Genomic DNA, 16,262 nt, shown 5'->3' with positions numbered 1-16,262 from the left:
CCGTTCTTTTCACGCTTCATTAACACCTTGTTCACTAATGCTTTTTTGCTCAAAGCAAAGAACGATTTCTTATTTGGCGATAGCTTTCGCTTATGGGAGCGTAGCGGAGTAAAACAAAAACAACGGGATGGCGTATGACTATGGCAGCAAACATGAAAGGGTTTACCAAACGGACACTGGTTCTGGGATTACTGGCGGCGGGGAGCCTGCTTTCAGCGCAGGCACAGGCCGATCAGCTGGCGGATATTAAGGCCGCAGGGGTGGTGAAAGTGGCCACGTTTGACGCCAACCCGCCGTTTGGCTCGATTGATGCCAAAACGCACGAGATCGTGGGTTACGACGTGGACTTCGCCAAAGCGCTGGCAAAATCGCTCGGCGTGAAGCTTGAACTGGTTGCCACCAATCCGGCCAACCGTATTCCGCTGCTGCAGTCCGGGAAAGCAGACCTGATCGTGGCAGATATCACCATCACCCCGGAACGCGCGCAGGTGATTGATTTCTCGACGCCTTACTTCGTCACCGGCCAGCAGTTCCTCGTTCCGGTGAAATCACCGGACAAGCTCGATGACTATAGCCGGGCGCGCATTGGCGCGGTCAAAGGCACGACGGGCGAGCAGGCGCTGCACCAGCGTTTCCCGCAGTCCCGCGTCCTCTCTTATGACGACATTCCCCTGGCGTTGACCGCACTGCGCAATGGTAACGTCCAGGCCATTACCCAGGACAGCACCATTCTGGCCGGTCTGCTGGCGCAGGCGCCGGATAAAGCGAACTTCAAAATCCTGCCCGATCTGCTCAGTAAAGAAGAGATTGGCGTGGGGGTGAAGAAAGGTGAAACGGCGCTGCTGAAGGCCGTTAACGACGAGCTGGTTAATCTCGAGAAGAACGGTCAGGCAGCAAAAATCTACGATGTCTGGTTTGGCCCAAACACGCCTGCCCCGCAGCCTCGCGCCTTTAAAATAGAAGCCAGATAATTATGCTCTCAGGTTTATTTTCACACTCCGCGGCCGGCGCCGCGGATTTTTCACATCTGGAACAGGCCAGCGTCGAGTTTCGTCATGTGGACAAACGCTACGGTGACCATCAGGTTTTAAACGACATTAATCTCACCATCACCCCCGGTGAAGTGGTCGCCATCCTCGGCCCGTCGGGTTCCGGTAAATCCACCCTGATTCGTCTCATCAACCAGCTTGAAACCCTGAGCGGCGGGGAGATTCTGATCGATAACAAGCCTACCGGAAAGCTCTCCGGTACCGGGCTGCGTCAGCTGCGTAGCCGCGTGGGGTTTGTGTTCCAGCAGTTCAATCTTTACGCCCATCTCACCGCCAGCCAGAACATCACCCTGGCACTGGAGCACGTTCACGGCTGGAAGCCACAGCCTGCCCAGGAGCGCGCGCTGGCCCTGCTGGAGAAGGTCGGGATGCTGGAAAAAGCCCATCATTTTCCGGCAGAGCTTTCCGGCGGGCAGCAGCAGCGCGTCGCGATTGCCCGTGCCCTGGCCTCTTCACCGCAAATCATCCTGTTCGATGAGCCCACATCGGCGCTGGATCCGGAGATGATTGGTGAAGTGCTGTTTGTGATGAAAGCTCTCGCCCACAGCGGGATCACGATGATTGTCGTAACCCATGAGATGCAGTTCGCCCGGGAGATTGCCGACAGAGTCGTCTTTATCGACGGGGGGCAAATTCTGGAAATTGCGCCGCCGGCGCAATTTTTCAGTCGGCCCTCGCATCCGCGCGCGCAGCGGTTCCTGCAAAAGGTGCTCAACCCGCTGCATCAGGAGCATCTGTAATGCCCGCGCTCGACTGGCAGGGGGTACTGACCGGACAGCCTCTGCAGTGGATACTCTCCGGATTCCTCACCACACTGTGGGTAACGCTTGCCGGGATGATGCTGGCCAGCCTGCTTGCATTGCTCTTTATGCTTCTGCGCCTTTCCGGCGGACGCCTCGGGAACGTGGTCGTCAGCAGCTGGGTGTCGCTGTTTCGCAATACGCCGCTGCTGGTGCAACTGCTGTTCTGGTATTTTGCCGCCTGGAACGGTCTACCGCAGGCGTTCCGCGACGCGGTGAACGCGGATCACAGCTGGTCAATTCTGCCCGGCGACGTCTGGTGGTTTACGCCCGAATTTTTATGTTCTGCCTGGGGGTTGGGTGTCTTTACCTCGGCGTTTTTAATTGAAGAGGTGGAGTCGGGCTTACGTTCCGTGCCTGCCGGACAGCGGGAGGCAGCGCTCGCTCAGGGATTCTCCGCGTGGCGCCTGTTTCGCTACATCCTGCTGCCGCAGGGGCTGGCCAACGCCTGGCAGCCGGTCGTTGGCCAGTACCTTAATCTGATGAAGCTCTCCTCGCTCGCCAGCGGGATTGGCTTCGCCGAGCTGACCTATCAGGTCAGGCAGATTGAGAGCTATAACGCGCACGCGCTGGAAGCATTTACCTTCGGAACCGCACTCTATCTGCTGACCGGCCTGGTCATGGGGATGGTGCTGGTTCGCATTGGACCTGAAGCGAAACGTAAACGCCCAAACGTCGCCACCTCAGGGAGTGAAAAACATGATTGCCGGACTTAATGTCATCACCGATAACCTCGATTATCTGCTGTGGGGACGCGCGGCAACGGGTGAACCGGGGGGCGTGTTGCTCTCGTTGATGATGGCGATTGGGGCCGCCGTCATTGCTCTGCCCGGTGGGATAGTGCTCGCGTGTCTGGCCTGGCGCTTTACCGGGCTCGTGCGCAAGACCCTCTTTTTGTGGGCAGAGCTGATTCGCGGTATCCCGCTCATCTTCGTAATTTTCTGGATGTGGTATCTCCTGCCGCTCATTACCGGGGGCGATCTGCCGGGGGCGCTGACCGTCACGCTGGCGCTGGCCTGGTTTACGGCGGCTACCGTAATGCACTCGGTACTGGCCGGACTTAATGCGCTACCGTCCGGGCAGTACGAAGCCGCACTGTCACAGGGATTCAGCACGCAGCAAACCCTGTGGCGCGTGCTGCTGCCGCAGGCGCTGAGGAACATTCTGCCGTCGCTGGTGGGGATTTTTATCAGCCTGCTGAAGGATACGTCGTTGGCGTTTATCGTGAACGTCCCGGAACTGACCACGGTGGCGGGACAGGTCAACAACCGGGTGCAAATCTACCCGGCGGCCATTTTTATCTTTACGGGCGTGGTCTACTACCTGCTCTGCTGCTCGCTTGAGCAGCTTGCGAAGCGCTGGCGTCTTACCCGGCCAGCGCTTTAACCACCGTTTCCATCGCTTCGGTAGTCAATTCACTGCGTTTCACGCGCTGGTTCGCCAGCGCGGTACGCAGGACTCCGGCAATGACAATATGCTTTGGCTCCTGCCCTAAATCACGCATCTCAAGCACCACCTTCCCGACCACCCGGCACATCTCCTGGTACAGCGCTTCATCTTTGGTCACGTTACCCATCGTCATCACTCCATTGCCTGTTAAACGTTGAGCTTAAATGATTCTCCAGCCGGATACAAAAAAGAAGCCCGGCGAGAGACTCGCCGGGCTTCATCTGTAAAATCAGTAAATTAGTTGTTTACTGGAATGACCGCGCCTTTGTACTTGGTGCGGATCCAGTCCTGAATCTCTTTTGAGTGCAGCACGTTCACCAGCGCGACGATGTCTTTCTTCTTCTCGTCACCGCGATGCACGGTGATGATGTTGGCATACGGGTTGTTTTCACCGCTCTCAACCGCAATCGGGTCGTGAACCGGATCCAGACCCGCGTCAATCGCATAGTTGGCGTTAATCACCACCGCGTCGCCTTCGTTGTTGTTGTACATCTGCGGCAGCAGAGACGCTTCAACGTTAGGCGTGAACTTCAGCTTTTTCGGGTTCTCGACGATATCGCTGATGCGTGCGGTCACTTTATCGATGCCCGGCTTCAGCTTGATCACGCCCTCTTTTTCGAAGATAGAGAGAATACGCCCCTCTTCAGAAACCGCGTCACGCATGATGATTTTGCCGCCTTCCGGCAGGTCTTTCAGCGACTTGTATTTTTTGGAGTAGATGCCGATTGGCTCAATGTGGATCGCGCCCGCACTGACAAAATCGTAGTCTTTATCGCCCGCATGATCTTTCAGCACGCTGTTCAGGTAAGGAATGTGCTGGAAATAGTTCGCGTCGATGTCATGACCCGCCAGCGCGGTGTTCGGCAGAATGTAGTCCTGGAACGGTTTAATCTCCAGGTCGATCCCCTGCTTCGCCAGAATCGGCTTTGCCTGCTCCAGAATTTCGGCGTGCGGCGTGTTGGATGCGCCCACGGTCAGGGTGTCAGCCCAGGAAGCGAAGCTCAGGGCGCTCAGGGTTGCGGCAGCGATCAGTGTCAGTGTCTTTTTCATGATGTGGTTCCTGTGTGTTGTTGTTACCCTAAATAGTTCGAGTCACAGGAAGGCGGCAAGTGAGTGAATCCCCAGGAGCTTACATACAGTAAGTGACTGGGGTGAACGAATGCAGCCAACGCGCCTGAGGCTCGAAATATGACGGGTATTAGCGTTTATCTAACAGTGAAGTAATGACATCGCCGCAGAACTGGATAATGAAAACGATGATTAAAATGGTCACCGTTGCCACCAGCGTGACGTCACCATGGTTGCGCTGGAATCCTTCCAGATAAGCCAGATTTCCCAACCCACCGGCGCCAATCACCCCCGCCATTGCGCTGTAGCTCACCAGCGCAATGAGCGTCACCGTAATACCTGATACCAGTGCAGGTGATGATTCCGGCAGTAAAACCCGAAACACTAACGTGCTCAGTCGTGCGCCCATCGAGCGCGTTGCTTCTATAACGCCTTTATCCACTTCACGCAGGGCGATCTCCACCAGGCGTGCGTAGAACGGTGCGGCACCCACAATCAGCGCCGGCAGCGCCGCGTTGGCACCAAGGATGGTGCCGACGACGGTCTTGGTGAACGGGATCAGCAGGACAATCAGAATGATGAACGGAATCGAGCGGAACACGTTCACCACAATCGAAATGACGCTGTAGACCGTGCGGTTGTGGAACAGCCCGCCGCGTGCGGTTAAAAACAGCGCCAGACCCAGCACGATACCCAGTACAAAAGTCGCCACGCCGGACAGCGCGGTCATGTACAGCGTCTCCAGCGTCGCCGCCCAGAGCTGGTCCCACTTGAGATGCGGAAAGAGATCCTCAGCCATGTTTAATCACCTCGCCTTCAATATCGCTGTGCTTCAGGTCGGCGAGGATATTGTTCAGTTGTTCATCGGATGCCACTACATGTACCCAGAGCTGGCCAAACACGCCGTGGGCGGTTTGCGTCATTTTCCCGTGCAGGATGTTAAACGGCAGGCCATAGCGCAGGGTCAGTTCACCCACGATCGGCTTATGCGTGCTGTGCCCGGTAAAGGTCAGTCTGATGACCGTGCCTTCCAGATCGTTTGCCAGTTCGGTATTGAACGTTTCTTCTTCAGCGTACTGGCTCACCTGACGGACAAACTGCTGCGTAATCGGCTGCTGCGGATGGGTAAAGACGCTCAGCACGTCGCCCTCTTCCACGACTTTACCGTTCTCCATCACCGCCACGCGGTCGCAGATTTTGCGCACCACGTGCATCTCATGCGTGATCAGCACGATGGTCAGTTTGAACCGGCGGTTGATATCGAGCAGCAGATCGAGGATCTGATCGGTGGTCTGTGGGTCAAGCGCGGACGTGGCTTCATCGCAGAGCAGCACGTCAGGATTGTTAGCCAGCGCGCGGGCAATGCCGACGCGCTGTTTCTGGCCGCCACTGAGCTGAGACGGGTAGGCATGCTCGCGGCCTTTCAGACCGACCAGCTCCACCAGCTCGGCGACGCGGGCGGTGATTTTTGCTTTCGGCACGCCGGCAATCTGCATCGAGAACGCAATATTCTCGCTGACCGTGCGCGACCACAGCAGGTTGAAGTGCTGAAACACCATGCTGATTTTCAGGCGCGCCTGACGCAGCGCTTCACCTTTTGCTGCCGAAATGTCCTGTCCATTAATGGTGACGCTACCGGCGCTGGGTTTTTCCAGGCCGTTGAGCAGACGAATCAGCGTGCTTTTACCTGCCCCGCTGTAACCGATAATCCCGTATATCTGTCCCTGTGCTATCGTCAAATTGACGTTATCAACGGCTGTGAGTGCCACCTTTCCGTTGTCAAAAACCTTCGAAATATTGCTCAGTACAATCATTCTTATTCGTTATCCGTGCCGCTCATGGCGGTTTAGCAGTATGGATGTCCAAACGATAGTAAACAGGCGTTATCAGCTTTTAAATGAACAAAAAAGAATTTGTTATAACTTTCGGAAATAAACAGCGGATTTACCGGGTGGGATGCATTTAGACCAATTTCAGCAATGATTATCTGCCGGATGCATATCTGCTGGCGAATGCCCGCGAAAAATGGTCATTTTTTCAGCATTTCATGCCAATATAGCCATCCTCACATCCAGACAACTTTACTTCTTGCTGTCCTGACTTCCAAAAATGACATTTATATTCCTTTCTGATCTAAAGAGCAGTGAATGGTTCTTTATTGAGAAAATTTCACCGCCCTATCATCCCGTCATGACATCCAGAAAGGAAAACATCATGACGATTTATCACTCCGTCACTGAACTGATTGGTCGCACCCCGCTGATCCAGCTGCATAAGCTTGATACCGGTCCCTGCTCGCTGTTCCTGAAGCTGGAGAACCAGAATCCGGGCGGTTCGATTAAGGATCGCGTTGCGCTGTCGATGATTAACGAAGCGGAACGCACCGGGCAGCTGCAGCCGGGCGGCACGATTATTGAGGCCACGGCGGGCAATACCGGCCTCGGTCTGGCCCTGATCGCCGCCCAGAAAGGCTACTCGCTGATCCTGGTGGTGCCGGACAAAATGAGCCGCGAGAAGATTTTCCACCTGCGCGCGCTGGGTGCCCAGGTGGTGCTGACCCGCTCCGACGTCAACAAGGGCCATCCTGCCTATTACCAGGATTACGCCCAGCGTCTGGCGAACGAACTGCCCGGCGCGTTTTACATCGACCAGTTCAATAACGAAGCCAACCCGCTGGCGCACCGCACCACCACGGCGCCGGAACTGTATGAACAGCTTGACGGCAAAATCGATGCCATCGTGGTGGGCGTCGGCTCAGGCGGCACGCTGGGCGGCCTCCAGGCGTGGTTCGCCGAGCACTCTCCACACACGGAGTTTGTCCTGGCTGATCCGGCCGGCTCCGTTCTCGCCGACCAGGTGGAGACCGGACGCTACCACGACGCGGGCTCCTGGCTGGTTGAGGGTATTGGCGAAGACTTTATTCCGCCGCTGGCCCACATTGAAGGGGTGAATCGCGCCTGGCGCATTACCGATCGCGAAGCCTTCACCACCGCGCGCGATCTGCTGAAAACGGAAGGCATTCTGGCGGGCTCTTCCAGCGGCACGCTGCTGGCGGCCGCGCTGAAGTATTGCCAGGCGCAGACCGCGCCGAAGCGGGTGGTGACCTTCGCCTGCGACAGCGGCAATAAATATCTCTCGAAGATGTTCAACGATGACTGGATGCGACAGCAGGGACTCATCACGCGCCCCCAGGCCGGCGATCTCTCTGACTACATTGCCCTTCGCCACGATGAAGGCGCCACCGTCACCGCCGCTCCGGACGACACGCTTTCCACCGTCCTGGCACGGATGCGCCTGTATGACATCTCCCAGCTGCCGGTGCTGGAGAACGGCAAGGTGGTGGGCATTATCGACGAGTGGGATCTCCTGCGGCACATTGGCGGCGACGGCGATCGCTTCGCGCTTCCGGTGACGGCAGCCATGACGCGTCAGGTGGAGTTCCTGGATAAACACGCCCCGGAAAGCGCCCTGAACGCCATCTTCGACCGCGGTCTGGTGGCCGTGATTAATGACAACGACCGTTTTCTCGGTCTGATTACGCGCAGCGACGTTCTGACCGCCTGGCGCAACCGTCTTCAGCAATAAAGGAATTAATGATGAAAAATCTGGCCACCCTCAGCGTCCACAGCGGCGAGTTTAACGACCAGCACGGCGCCGTCATGCCGCCGATTTACGCCACCTCGACTTTTGCGCAACCCGCGCCCGGGGAGCATACCGGATATGAGTACTCCCGCAGCGGCAACCCTACCCGCCATGCGCTGGAAACGGCGATTGCCGAACTGGAAGGCGGCACGCGCGGCTACGCCTTTGCCTCCGGTCTGGCGGCCATCTCCACGGTGCTCGAACTGCTGGATAAAGACAGCCACATCGTCGCTATTGATGATGTATACGGCGGCACATACCGTCTGATCGAGAACGTGCGCAAGCGCAGCACCGGCCTGCAGGTCAGCTGGGTTAAACCGGACGACTTAGCCGGGCTTGAGGCCGCCATTCGCCCGGATACCCGCATGGTGTGGGTCGAGACGCCAACCAACCCGCTGCTGAAGCTGGCGGATCTGGCGGCCATCGCGGCAATCGCCCGTCGTCATAACGTCATCAGCGTGGCGGATAACACCTTCGCGTCGCCGGTGATCCATCGTCCGCTGGAGTCGGGTTTCGACATTGTGGTGCACTCCGCCACCAAATACCTGAACGGCCATTCTGACGTGGTGGCCGGGCTGGCGATTGTCGGGGACAACAAGGAACTGGCGGATAAGCTGGGCTATCTGCAAAACGCGGTGGGCGGCGTACTGGATCCGTTCAGCAGCTTCCTGACGCTGCGCGGTATTCGCACGCTTGCGTTGAGGGTCGAAAAGCACAGCACCAACGCGCTGGCGATTGCGCAATGGCTCGATCAGCATCCTCTGGTCGAAAAGGTGTTCTATCCCGGCCTGGAATCACATCCGCAATATCAGCTTGCCCGTACGCAGATGGCCCTGCCCGGCGGGATGATTTCTGTCGTGGTCAAAGGCGATGCGCAACGCGCCACCGAGGTGATACGCAACCTGAAGCTGTTCACCCTCGCGGAGAGCCTGGGCGGCGTGGAAAGTCTGGTGAGTCAGCCTTACAGCATGACGCACGCCTCGATTCCGCTGGAGCAACGCCTGGCAAACGGCATTGTGCCGCAGCTGATCCGTCTGTCAGTCGGGATTGAAGATCCCAAAGACCTGATTGCCGACCTCAGCCAGGCGCTGCAGAAATAAGCAAATGGCGGCAGGTCTATCACCTGCCGCCACAAGTTGTCATCATGGCTTAACGCCTTGATAACAATATTATGAGAAACAGCACAGATTATTTCTGAAACACCGCTTCCATTTTCCTTTTATCTTAAAATCAGCGTATAATGCGCGCCAAATCCCTGGTGAATGGTTTCAGCGCTTGGAATACAAAAAACAACGTACAACTTCTCCACTCCTTCGTTGGGCTGTCACTCAGGCACACTTTCTTCTGCACGCTCATTTGTTGTCTCCTATCCTTAGTGCGTGTCATATACTCTTTTGCAACACAGGTTTGACTCCGCGGCGGTGCGCCCCCGGAGCGAGATTTCCATATCCTTCCCAACTTAAAGACTAAGACTGTCATGAAAAAGACGAAAATTGTTTGTACTATCGGCCCGAAAACCGAATCTGAAGAGATGCTGACCAAAATGCTGGACGCCGGCATGAACGTGATGCGTCTGAACTTCTCCCACGGCGATTACGCAGAACACGGTCAGCGTATCCAGAACTTGCGCAACGTAATGAGCAAGACCGGTAAAAAAGCCGCGATCCTGCTGGATACCAAAGGTCCAGAAATCCGTACCATCAAACTGGAAGGCGGTAACGACGTCTCTCTGAAAGCGGGCCAGACCTTCACCTTCACCACCGACAAAACTGTTGTCGGCAACAGCGAAATCGTTGCAGTGACCTACGAAGGTTTCACCAGCGATCTGTCCGTCGGTAACACCGTGCTGGTAGACGATGGTCTGATCGGTATGGAAGTCACCGCGATCGAAGGTAACAAGGTTATCTGTAAAGTGCTGAACAACGGCGACCTGGGCGAAAACAAAGGCGTTAACCTGCCGGGCGTTTCCATCGCGCTGCCAGCCCTGGCTGAAAAAGACAAACAGGACCTGATCTTCGGTTGCGAGCAAGGCGTTGACTTCGTTGCTGCCTCCTTCATCCGTAAGCGCTCCGACGTGGTTGAAATTCGTGAGCACCTGAAAGCCCACGGCGGCGAGAAGATCCAGATCATCTCCAAAATTGAAAACCAGGAAGGCCTGAACAACTTCGACGAAATCCTCGAAGCCTCTGACGGCATCATGGTTGCACGTGGCGACCTGGGCGTAGAAATCCCGGTCGAAGAAGTGATCTTCGCGCAGAAGATGATGATCGAGAAATGTGTGCGCGCGCGTAAAGTGGTTATCACCGCAACGCAGATGCTGGACTCCATGATCAAAAACCCACGCCCAACCCGCGCTGAAGCAGGCGACGTGGCAAACGCCATCCTCGACGGTACTGATGCCGTTATGCTGTCCGGCGAATCCGCGAAAGGTAAATATCCGCTGGAAGCGGTGTCCATCATGGCCACCATCTGCGAACGTACCGACCGCGTTATGAAAAGCCGTCTGGACTACAACAACGACAGCCGCAAGCTGCGCATCACCGAAGCAGTATGCCGCGGTGCTGTAGAGACGGCTGAGAAACTGGAAGCACCACTGATCGTGGTTGCCACCCAGGGCGGTAAATCTGCTCGCGCGGTGCGTAAATACTTCCCGGATGCGACTATCCTGGCGCTGACCACTAACGAAACCACTGCCCGTCAGCTGGTGCTGAGCAAAGGCGTGATCCCTCACCTGGTGAAAGAGATCGCGTCTACGGATGATTTCTACCGTCTGGGTAAAGAAGTGGCGCTGGAGCTGGTGGATCGTGGTCTGGCACAGAAAGGTGACGTTGTGGTCATGGTTTCTGGTGCGCTGGTACCAAGCGGAACCACCAATACTGCATCTGTTCACGTGCTGTAATAATTCCCGAACGAATTAATTTTGATAAAAAGCGCCCGCCGGGCGCTTTTTTTATTCCTCGCATTAGCCAAAGTCATTCAAATTGCAAATCGGGTTTTTCTATTTAATTGCGAATTATCTAAGATGAATCCGATGATAAATGCCTTTTTTTACTTAGATTTTTGCCCGAAAAGGGCTGATTCGATGCTTCTTTGAGCGAACGATCAAAAATAGGTGTATTCCCATCAAAAAAATATTCTCAACCCAAAAAACTTTGTGTAATACTTGTAACGCTACATGGAGATTAACTCAATCTAGAGGGTATTAATAATGAATCGTACTAAACTGGTACTGGGCGCGGTAATCCTGGGTTCTACTCTGCTGGCTGGTTGCTCCAGCAACGCTAAAATCGATCAGCTGTCTTCTGACGTTCAGACTCTGAACGCTAAAGTTGACCAGCTGAGCAACGACGTGAACGCAATGCGTTCCGACGTTCAGGCTGCTAAAGACGACGCAGCTCGCGCTAACCAGCGTCTGGACAACCAGGCTACTAAATACCGTAAGTAATAGTACCTGTTAATAAAATGGCGCACATTGTGCGCCATTTTTTTTGTCTGCGTCAAACCACTACTGCGTCACCTTCTCCCCTTCATCTTCCGCTACCGCTGCGGACACCCGACTGTTCTGCACCGACAACACGGACGGGCCGCTGCCTGACGACACGATAACCGGGATCCCGGCGCGACGTGACAGGGCTTTATCAATCAGCGCCTTGTCGCTTCCCGCCTGAGAAACAAAGGTCGCAAAGTCTGCGGAATGGGTAATGGGCGAGACCTGTGGGTTTTCTCCCTCAGCCTGCGCCAGCGGGCGGTGGACTTCAATATAGCGTTTACCATCCGGCTCCACAGAGAACTTAACGGGTTCATTGATGATCTGTACCCGCGTACCCACCCGCACCTGTTCGAACAGGGCTTTGATGTCCGGGGCATTCATCCGCATACAGCCGGAGCTGACCCGCAGGCCGACGCTGTCCGGTGCGCTGGTGCCGTGGATGAGATATTCCCCATTGCCCACGCCTAAACGCAGTGCGAAGCGTCCCAGGGGGTTATTGGGCCCGGCAGGTACCACCGGAGGTAATTTAATTCCCTGCTCCAGAGAGCGTGCTCTGATGCCCGGCGTAGGTGTCCAGGTGGGATTCGGGATTTTCTGGCTCACGCGCGTGGTCGTGACCGGCGTTTCCAGCCCCAGCTGTCCGATGCCGAGCGGGAAGACCTGAACGATGTTTTCTCCCGGCGGGAAGTAGTAGAGCCGAAGCTCTGCGAGGTTCACCACAATGCCCTCGCGCGGCGTGTCCGGCAGCAGCATCTGCGACGGGATGGTAATCACGGTTCCCGGCGCAGGGTTTACCGGCGCAATGGTATTGTTCGTTTCCAGGATCACCTGTGCCGCCGTATTAAACCGACGGGCGATGGTCTGCAGCTTATTATCCCCTTCCTGTATCGTGTAGGTTTGATTTTGCCCAATCAGACGACTGCCTGCGGGCGGCAACGGATAGTCCATCGCGCGGGCCGAATTAAGGGCGCCGAGCGAACTGAGGAGTAATAGAGTTATTAGAGACGCGCGCTTCATGCTGAGATTCCTTATTCACTGACAGAACGCCAGAAAGCTGAAAAACCAGCGAGGCGGGAACCACCTCGCGAAACAGAATGAATGCTGTTCTGTAAGTCTAGCTAAGGATTGCAGCTTTGGCGCGGATGGCGCGAATCATCGCTTCCAGTCCCTGGGAACGAGACGGGGTGAGGTGTTGGGTCAGGGCCATTTTTTCAAACCACGGGCGGACATCAAACGCGACAATATCCTGCGCCGACATCCGGTGATAAAGAATAAAGACGACCGCAATAAGCCCTTTTACAATGGCCGCATCGCTGTCGCCGTGCAGTTCGACAGTGCCGTCATCCGACTGCGCCATCACAATCCACACCTGGCTCTGACAGCCCTGAATACTGTTCTCCGGGGTATGCGCCTCTTCGCTGAGCGGCGGCAAGCGCTGTCCCAGCTCAATGATATAGAGATACTTCTCTTCCCAGTTTGCGCAACGCGAGAAGTTACGCAGCAGTTTATCTTTGTCCGGCAGTTCTGCCATCTTTCGCCTCTCCGTTAGCCCAGCAGCTGATGAATGCGCTTAAGCCCCGCCACCAGCCTGTCGACCTCTTCCGTTGTGTTGTACATCACCAGCGACGCGCGGCACATTGCCGGTACCTGGTAAAACGCCATCAGCGGCATGGCGCAGTGGTGCCCGGTACGGACCGCCACGCCGTAGTTATCGAGGAAACTGCCCACGTCATAGGCGTGATGTTTCCCGAGATTGAACGCGATTACCCCTTGCCGGTCGGCAGGCCCGTAGAGGGTCAGATCCGGCACGCTGGCAAGCTCCTCAAGCGCATAGTGCATCAGCAGCTGTTCGTACTCCTGAATGCTATCAAGGCCGATTGAGGAGACATAAGAAATCGCCGCCCCTAAACCGATAATCCCACCGGTGTTGGGCGTGCCCGCCTCAAAACGCCACGGCGCGCGCGCATAGGTGGTGCCTTCCGTCAGGCTGACGGTGGCGATCATCGACCCGCCCCCTTCCCACGGCGGCATCGCCTGCAGGATATCTTCTTTCACATACAGCACGCCAATCCCGGTCGGCCCGTAGAGCTTGTGGCCTGAAAAGACGTAGAAATCGCAGTCCAGCGCCTGGACGTCAACCGCGTGATGCATCACCGCCTGGGCACCGTCAATCAGCACCTTCGCGCCCGCATGGTGGGCCTTTTCGACGATCTCCGCCACCGGGTTTTCCGTCCCCAGCACGTTGGAGACCTGGGTGACCGCCACCAGCCGCGTTTTATCGTCAAGCAATGCGTCTAGCTGCTCGAGCTGCAGCGTCCCGTCGGCATTTAACGGGATTACCCGCAGCTGCGCCCCCACGCGCTCGCAGAGCATCTGCCACGGCACGATATTGGCGTGGTGCTCCATCTGGGTGATGATGATGTTATCCCCCGCGTGAACCTGAGCGTTGCCCCAGCTGTTAGCGACAAGGTTAATCCCTTCGGTGGTTCCGCGAACAAAGACCAGTTCTTCCGGCGAGCGGGCGTTAAGGAAGGCGGCCAGCTGCGTACGCACGTTTTCCATCCGCTGGGTCGCCTCGGCGCTCAGGGTATGAATACCGCGATGCACGGCGGCGTAGCCGTGGCGATAAAACTCGGCTTCCGCATCCACCACCTGATTCGGCTTCTGCGCGCTGGCCGCGCTGTCCAGATAGGCCAGCGGCAGACCGTTTACTTCACGGGTCAGAACCGGGAAATCTGCCCGTACTTTCTCGACGGGAAAACTCATGCTTCGCCTCCAGGCAGGCGCTGACCGATCCGATCCAGCACCTGCAGTTTTAACTGACCATCGTGCAGCGCTTCCGTCAGTTCGGCGGCAAACGCGTAGATAATCATTTTCTGCGCCGCCTGCTGGTCGATGCCGCGCGAGCGCAGGTAGAACATCTGCTCGTCGTCGATTCGCCCGACCGTCGCACCGTGGCTGCATTTGACGTCGTCGGCGTAGATCTCCAGCTGCGGTTTAGTGTCCACTTCCGCAAGGCGGCCTAACAGCAGATTATTGTTGGTCATCTGCCCGTCGGTTTTAATGGCGTGCTGCGCCACGTTAATCAGTCCGTTAAACACCGCGCGGCCTTTATCACTGACGATGGTTTTGTGCAGCTGGCGGCTGTTGCAGTAGCCTTTGTTGTGCTCCAGCCAGGTGCGCGTGTCGCACACTTCCGATTTAACCGGCATCGCCAGGCTGTTGATGCGCAGCGTGGTGTTTTCACCGTTAAGCTGCGTGCTGGTGTTGTGGCGCAGCACCGCCCCGCCGAGCAGGAAGCTGTGGCTGTACGCCGCGGCATCCTGGCCAAGGACAATGTCGTTATGGGCAAAGTGGTGGCTCTGCGCATTCTCAAACGCCAGCTTGACATGATGAAGCTGCGCATTCGCGGCAACATTCATCGTCAGACGCGATCCGGTAAAGTGACGCGTCTCATTGAGGCTGACGTAATGTTCGATGACCGTGGCCTCTGCTCCCTCCGCCAGCTCCAGATGGTGGCGATAGTGCGCGGTATTGATTTCATCGCCGTCCAGTCCCTGAGTGATGTGCATCAGCAGCAGCGGTTTTGCCGGACGCTGGTTACGCTTCACGCGGATGTGCGTCACGCTGCGGGCCAGACTCTCGGTCAGGTGCAGGAAGACCTCAGGCTGAACCGGGGCGCTCAGGCGCTGGCGATCGTCGTTTATCTCAATCTCAAAGCCGCTCTCCTGAACCGTGTCGCTCAGTTCCGGACGGAACTGACCGTCGACGAACACCAGGCGCAGGGCATCGACACGCAAGGCCAGCGCGTCGCGCTGTGCTGGGGTGAGATCCGCCAGACGGGTCACAAACTCGGCGTTCAGCAGGCCATCAAGCGGGGTGTATTTCCAGTTCTCGTGCTTACGTGTCGGCAACCCGAGACGCAGCATTTGCTGAAGATGCTGCTGCGCCTGCTCGGAGCGCGTGCCCCCCTGGGCTTCAAACAGCCGGTGCCACTGCTGGAGTGCATTACTGCTGTTCGGTAAGCCAGCCATAACCCTGCTCCTCCAGTTGTTTAACCAACGTGAAATCACCGGATTTCACAATACGTCCCTGGTAAAGCACGTGGACGTAATCCGGCTTGATGTAGTCCAGAATGCGCTGGTAGTGGGTGACGATAATAAACGAGCGCTTGCCGTCGCGCAGGGAGTTCACTCCGTCAGCGACAATCTTCAGGGCATCGATGTCCAGACCGGAGTCGGTCTCATCCAGAATGCACAGCTCGGGTTCCAGAACCGCCATCTGCAGAATATCGTTACGCTTTTTCTCACCGCCGGAAAAACCAACGTTCACCGAGCGGGTCAGCAGATCTTCCGGCATTTTCAGCAGCTTAATCTTCTCTTCCATCAGATCCTGGAAGTCGAAGCGGTCCAGCGCCTCCAGCCCGCGATACTTACGCACCGCATTCAGCGCCGTCTGTAGGAAGAACTGGTTGCTGACGCCCGGAATTTCGACCGGGTACTGGAAGGCCATAAAGATGCCCTCGCCCGCACGGTCTTCCGGCGACATCTCCAGCAGATCTTTGCCGTTAAACTCGACCGAGCCGTGGGTCACCTCATAATCTTCGCGCCCCGCCAGCGTCGCAGAAAGCGTACTTTTCCCGGAACCGTTCGGCCCCATGATGGCGTGGACTTCCCCCGGCTTGACGTCAAAATTGAGGCCACGCAGGATGGCTTTGTCTTCTACGCTGACCTGTAAATCTTTAATGCTTAACATGTGCTTTCC

18 protein-coding genes are annotated in these 16,262 nt (G+C 56.5%); 9 read left to right on the top strand and 9 right to left on the bottom strand.

The window, feature by feature from the left end:
- Positions 1–140: 140 nt before the first annotated feature.
- Genes OTG14_RS05345 through OTG14_RS05330 form a run of 4 tightly spaced genes read left to right on the top strand, consistent with a single transcriptional unit; the run spans position 141 to position 3,235 of the window.
- Complete coding sequence (locus OTG14_RS05345; RefSeq protein ID WP_193745651.1) at positions 141–971, top strand: ABC transporter substrate-binding protein; 831 nt, start codon at positions 141–143, stop codon at positions 969–971.
- 2 nt (positions 972–973) lie between these two features.
- Entirely contained in the window at positions 974–1,789 is an 816-nt protein-coding gene (locus tag OTG14_RS05340) for an amino acid ABC transporter ATP-binding protein (RefSeq protein WP_267214692.1), read from the top strand.
- On the top strand, positions 1,789–2,565 hold the full coding sequence (locus OTG14_RS05335; protein WP_267214691.1) for an amino acid ABC transporter permease: 777 nt from the start codon (positions 1,789–1,791) through the stop codon (positions 2,563–2,565). Before OTG14_RS05340 ends, OTG14_RS05335 begins: the two co-directional genes overlap by 1 nt.
- Positions 2,549–3,235, top strand: coding sequence for an amino acid ABC transporter permease (locus OTG14_RS05330; protein WP_267214690.1), 687 nt, complete (start codon positions 2,549–2,551; stop codon positions 3,233–3,235). The genes OTG14_RS05335 and OTG14_RS05330 overlap by 17 nt, the downstream gene beginning before the upstream one ends.
- Here OTG14_RS05330 and fumD read toward each other — a convergent pair.
- The 4 genes from fumD to OTG14_RS05310 all read right to left on the bottom strand — a co-directional run bounded on the left by fumD (position 3,216) and on the right by OTG14_RS05310 (position 6,180).
- A complete protein-coding gene (gene fumD / locus OTG14_RS05325; RefSeq protein WP_008500615.1) occupies positions 3,216–3,425 on the bottom strand; it encodes a fumarate hydratase FumD in 210 nt (69 codons plus the stop codon). The two genes, OTG14_RS05330 and fumD, sit on opposite strands and share 20 nt — an antisense overlap.
- A gap of 110 nt (positions 3,426–3,535) precedes the next feature.
- Positions 3,536–4,348, bottom strand: coding sequence for a MetQ/NlpA family ABC transporter substrate-binding protein (locus OTG14_RS05320; protein WP_008500616.1), 813 nt, complete (start codon positions 4,346–4,348; stop codon positions 3,536–3,538).
- Between the two features lie 148 nt (positions 4,349–4,496).
- Positions 4,497–5,165 (bottom strand): methionine ABC transporter permease, encoded by a 669-nt coding sequence (locus OTG14_RS05315; protein ID WP_024909382.1) that lies wholly within the window; start codon positions 5,163–5,165, stop codon positions 4,497–4,499.
- The gene (locus OTG14_RS05310) at positions 5,158–6,180 is read right to left on the bottom strand and encodes a methionine ABC transporter ATP-binding protein (RefSeq protein ID WP_024909383.1); all 1,023 of its coding nucleotides are present in this window, start codon (positions 6,178–6,180) and stop codon (positions 5,158–5,160) included. Before OTG14_RS05310 ends, OTG14_RS05315 begins: the two co-directional genes overlap by 8 nt.
- Before the next feature lie 400 nt (positions 6,181–6,580).
- On the opposite strand from OTG14_RS05310, the gene OTG14_RS05305 reads away from it, so the two are divergent.
- The 5 genes from OTG14_RS05305 (at position 6,581) to lpp (ending at position 11,453) form a co-directional block, all read left to right on the top strand.
- Complete coding sequence (locus tag OTG14_RS05305; protein ID WP_148769567.1) at positions 6,581–7,951, top strand: pyridoxal-phosphate dependent enzyme; 1,371 nt, start codon at positions 6,581–6,583, stop codon at positions 7,949–7,951.
- Positions 7,952–7,962: 11 nt separating this feature from the next.
- Positions 7,963–9,108, top strand: a complete 1,146-nt coding sequence (locus OTG14_RS05300; protein WP_024909385.1) for a trans-sulfuration enzyme family protein — start codon at positions 7,963–7,965, stop codon at positions 9,106–9,108.
- A 175-nt stretch (positions 9,109–9,283) separates the two neighbouring features.
- Positions 9,284–9,478 carry a protein YnhH gene (gene ynhH, locus OTG14_RS23775; RefSeq protein ID WP_425340234.1) on the top strand — a complete coding sequence of 65 codons (195 nt, stop codon included), beginning with the start codon at positions 9,284–9,286 and terminating at the stop codon, positions 9,476–9,478.
- Between the two features lie 7 nt (positions 9,479–9,485).
- Positions 9,486–10,907 carry a pyruvate kinase PykF gene (gene pykF, locus OTG14_RS05295; RefSeq protein ID WP_024909386.1) on the top strand — a complete coding sequence of 474 codons (1,422 nt, stop codon included), beginning with the start codon at positions 9,486–9,488 and terminating at the stop codon, positions 10,905–10,907.
- A gap of 309 nt (positions 10,908–11,216) precedes the next feature.
- A complete protein-coding gene (gene lpp, locus OTG14_RS05290) occupies positions 11,217–11,453 on the top strand; it encodes a murein lipoprotein Lpp (RefSeq protein ID WP_001082307.1) in 237 nt (78 codons plus the stop codon).
- 60 nt (positions 11,454–11,513) lie between these two features.
- Here the strand turns inward: lpp and ldtE are convergent, their stop codons facing one another.
- From ldtE to sufC, 5 genes are all read right to left on the bottom strand, one after another.
- Positions 11,514–12,515 (bottom strand): L,D-transpeptidase LdtE, encoded by a 1,002-nt coding sequence (gene ldtE / locus OTG14_RS05285; RefSeq protein WP_267214689.1) that lies wholly within the window; start codon positions 12,513–12,515, stop codon positions 11,514–11,516.
- A 97-nt stretch (positions 12,516–12,612) separates the two neighbouring features.
- Complete coding sequence (sufE, locus tag OTG14_RS05280; protein ID WP_048991554.1) at positions 12,613–13,029, bottom strand: cysteine desulfuration protein SufE; 417 nt, start codon at positions 13,027–13,029, stop codon at positions 12,613–12,615.
- Between the two features lie 14 nt (positions 13,030–13,043).
- Positions 13,044–14,264: a cysteine desulfurase SufS gene (sufS, locus tag OTG14_RS05275; RefSeq protein ID WP_267214688.1), complete on the bottom strand. Its 1,221-nt coding sequence runs from the start codon at positions 14,262–14,264 to the stop codon at positions 13,044–13,046.
- Positions 14,261–15,532: a Fe-S cluster assembly protein SufD gene (gene sufD / locus OTG14_RS05270; protein WP_267214687.1), complete on the bottom strand. Its 1,272-nt coding sequence runs from the start codon at positions 15,530–15,532 to the stop codon at positions 14,261–14,263. The genes sufS and sufD overlap by 4 nt, the downstream gene beginning before the upstream one ends.
- Positions 15,507–16,253: a Fe-S cluster assembly ATPase SufC gene (sufC, locus tag OTG14_RS05265; RefSeq protein WP_014831592.1), complete on the bottom strand. Its 747-nt coding sequence runs from the start codon at positions 16,251–16,253 to the stop codon at positions 15,507–15,509. The genes sufD and sufC overlap by 26 nt, the downstream gene beginning before the upstream one ends.
- Positions 16,254–16,262 lie beyond the last annotated feature (9 nt).

The sequence above is a fragment of the Enterobacter pseudoroggenkampii genome, from assembly GCF_026420145.1.
Classification (GTDB): Bacteria; Pseudomonadota; Gammaproteobacteria; order Enterobacterales; family Enterobacteriaceae; genus Enterobacter; species Enterobacter pseudoroggenkampii.
The sequence above is the reverse complement of the archived record's forward strand: the minus strand, read 5'-3'. Positions and strand labels throughout refer to the sequence as shown.

Excerpts from the sequence above, each read along its gene's own strand:
- pykF (WP_024909386.1), top strand. The coding sequence starts at position 9,486 with ATGAAAAAGACGAAAATTGTTTGTACTATCGGCCCGAAAACCGAATCT.
- fumD (WP_008500615.1), bottom strand. The coding sequence starts at position 3,425 with ATGGGTAACGTGACCAAAGATGAAGCGCTGTACCAGGAGATGTGCCGG.
- OTG14_RS05345 (WP_193745651.1), top strand. The coding sequence starts at position 141 with ATGGCAGCAAACATGAAAGGGTTTACCAAACGGACACTGGTTCTGGGA.
- OTG14_RS05340 (WP_267214692.1), top strand. The coding sequence starts at position 974 with ATGCTCTCAGGTTTATTTTCACACTCCGCGGCCGGCGCCGCGGATTTT.
- sufS (WP_267214688.1), bottom strand. The coding sequence starts at position 14,264 with ATGAGTTTTCCCGTCGAGAAAGTACGGGCAGATTTCCCGGTTCTGACC.
- OTG14_RS05305 (WP_148769567.1), top strand. The coding sequence starts at position 6,581 with ATGACGATTTATCACTCCGTCACTGAACTGATTGGTCGCACCCCGCTG.
- OTG14_RS05320 (WP_008500616.1), bottom strand. The coding sequence starts at position 4,348 with ATGAAAAAGACACTGACACTGATCGCTGCCGCAACCCTGAGCGCCCTG.
- OTG14_RS05310 (WP_024909383.1), bottom strand. The coding sequence starts at position 6,180 with ATGATTGTACTGAGCAATATTTCGAAGGTTTTTGACAACGGAAAGGTG.
- ldtE (WP_267214689.1), bottom strand. The coding sequence starts at position 12,515 with ATGAAGCGCGCGTCTCTAATAACTCTATTACTCCTCAGTTCGCTCGGC.
- OTG14_RS05300 (WP_024909385.1), top strand. The coding sequence starts at position 7,963 with ATGAAAAATCTGGCCACCCTCAGCGTCCACAGCGGCGAGTTTAACGAC.
- OTG14_RS05330 (WP_267214690.1), top strand. The coding sequence starts at position 2,549 with ATGATTGCCGGACTTAATGTCATCACCGATAACCTCGATTATCTGCTG.
- lpp (WP_001082307.1), top strand. The coding sequence starts at position 11,217 with ATGAATCGTACTAAACTGGTACTGGGCGCGGTAATCCTGGGTTCTACT.
- OTG14_RS05315 (WP_024909382.1), bottom strand. The coding sequence starts at position 5,165 with ATGGCTGAGGATCTCTTTCCGCATCTCAAGTGGGACCAGCTCTGGGCG.
- sufE (WP_048991554.1), bottom strand. The coding sequence starts at position 13,029 with ATGGCAGAACTGCCGGACAAAGATAAACTGCTGCGTAACTTCTCGCGT.
- sufD (WP_267214687.1), bottom strand. The coding sequence starts at position 15,532 with ATGGCTGGCTTACCGAACAGCAGTAATGCACTCCAGCAGTGGCACCGG.
- OTG14_RS05335 (WP_267214691.1), top strand. The coding sequence starts at position 1,789 with ATGCCCGCGCTCGACTGGCAGGGGGTACTGACCGGACAGCCTCTGCAG.
- sufC (WP_014831592.1), bottom strand. The coding sequence starts at position 16,253 with ATGTTAAGCATTAAAGATTTACAGGTCAGCGTAGAAGACAAAGCCATC.